Genomic DNA, 1824 nt, shown 5'->3' on the forward strand with positions numbered 1-1824 from the left:
AAAATTCTTTAGATTATTGAAACTTAATTTTGCAAGGCAAAATCAAAGGTCTAGTAGACCTTTGGTTGAGATAGCCGCTTGCGGACAAACTAAATACTTAAATTAGACCATGATTAAGTTTTTTCGTAAAATTAGATACGGCCTTATGGAGAAAAATAAAACAGGTAAATACTTCAAATATGCCATTGGAGAAATTGTACTCGTGGTTATTGGAATTTTAATTGCATTGCAGATAAATAACTGGAATGAAAATCGAAAGGGTAATGCACAGGAGCAAGCATATTATCAGTTATTATTAGATGAAATTAAACAAGACAAGGAACAAATAACAAAACTAAAAGCCACAAACCAAAACCGGATTAAAAATATTAATGAGGCGCTTAGAGAAATACAAAGAGAAAAACCACGGACTTTAGCTTTTGGTCAAAAATGGCTTAGATCAAATAGGCAACACACTAACATATTTCAACCAAATGATGCGGCATATTCAGATATTAAATCCAGCGGAAAATTAAATATTATAAAGGATAAGATAGTGACTAAGGCACTTAATGCATACTTTACAAACATTACTAATTATACGGAAGTAATATTGACTAACGTGAACTTAGTAGATAAGCACTATGATAAATTGGAAACTTGGTTTGATACAGGGGTTTATCAAGCTTATCTTTCCGACCCTAAGCGTAACTATATTTTTGAAGAAGATGTTAAAACGCAACTTCTAACGGATATGCCAGAGTACATTTCGGAAATTAACAAACAAAAACTTTATGATATAGTCATAACCTTTAGCCTAATAATTGCCAGACGCGCAGAATTAATCACACTTATTGAAAAGGAAGTGGATATAATGTATGAAATTTTAGAGAAAAAATGCACCACAAATGATTAAGTTTTTTAGACGAATACGCTATGCACTTATTGAGAAAAACAAAACTGGAAAGTACTTTAAATACGCAATAGGCGAAATAATTCTTGTAGTCATTGGAATTTTAATAGCCTTACAGATTAACAATTGGAATGAGCAACGCAAAGAAAATGTAAAAGAGCAAGCCTTTCTAAAACGATTAGAAAAGGAATTTAAGACTAATAAAGAACAGCTTCTTTATAAAATTGAACATAGAACTGATATAATCCATAATTGCACACGATTGTTAGAGTATTATAACGAACCTGCTAAAGCAACACGAGACAGTATCTTAATATATGTGAGTAGTATTGTCCCAACTACCTTTGACCCTATTGAAAACGACCTGGTCAGTTCTGGAAGTATTGAAATTTTAAAAAACGAAGAATTAAAACAACTACTCGTTAATTGGAGTACAGATGTTATTCAACTTCAGGAAGTGGAACAAATGTTTCTGAGATTTACAGAACAAAACCTCATGCCCCATATGATTGAAAAAGGAATACAGCGTGATATTGCATACACCTCATGGAAAACAGTACCTGCAAGCTTATTAGAATCTAAAGAAATTATAAACCCCATTCCCGGAAAATCTAAACTTGTTACGCTGACTGAAAATGATTTTCTATCTGACCCAATAATAGAGAGTTTAATTGCTCATTCATTGAACTTAAATAGGTTTAATAATGAAGAATCTGAAACTTTAATGAATAGAATAAATTTTATTCTTGAAGTTTTGAATTCAGAAATTAGAAAATAACGAAAGCACAACGCTAGCCAATGATAAAATTCTTTAGATTATCGAAACTTAATTTTGAGAGGCAAAATCAAAGGTCTAGTAGACCTTTGGTTGAGATAGCCGCTTGCGGACAAACTAAATGCTTAAATTAGACCATGATTAAGTTTTTTCGTAA

Annotated in this window: 2 protein-coding genes; both read left to right on the forward strand. The window is 31.6% G+C overall.

The annotated features are described in order from the left end of the window. The first annotated feature begins 109 nt into the window (after positions 1 to 109). A complete protein-coding gene (locus J4050_RS15080; protein WP_208155447.1) occupies positions 110 to 895 on the forward strand; it encodes a DUF6090 family protein in 786 nt (261 codons plus the stop codon). Further along, positions 888 to 1670 (forward strand): DUF6090 family protein, encoded by a 783-nt coding sequence (locus J4050_RS15085; RefSeq protein WP_208155448.1) that lies wholly within the window; start codon positions 888 to 890, stop codon positions 1668 to 1670. The genes J4050_RS15080 and J4050_RS15085 overlap by 8 nt, the downstream gene beginning before the upstream one ends. Positions 1671 to 1824 lie beyond the last annotated feature (154 nt).

The sequence above is a fragment of the Winogradskyella pelagia genome, from assembly GCF_017581965.1.
Taxonomy (GTDB): Bacteria; Bacteroidota; Bacteroidia; order Flavobacteriales; family Flavobacteriaceae; genus Winogradskyella; species Winogradskyella pelagia.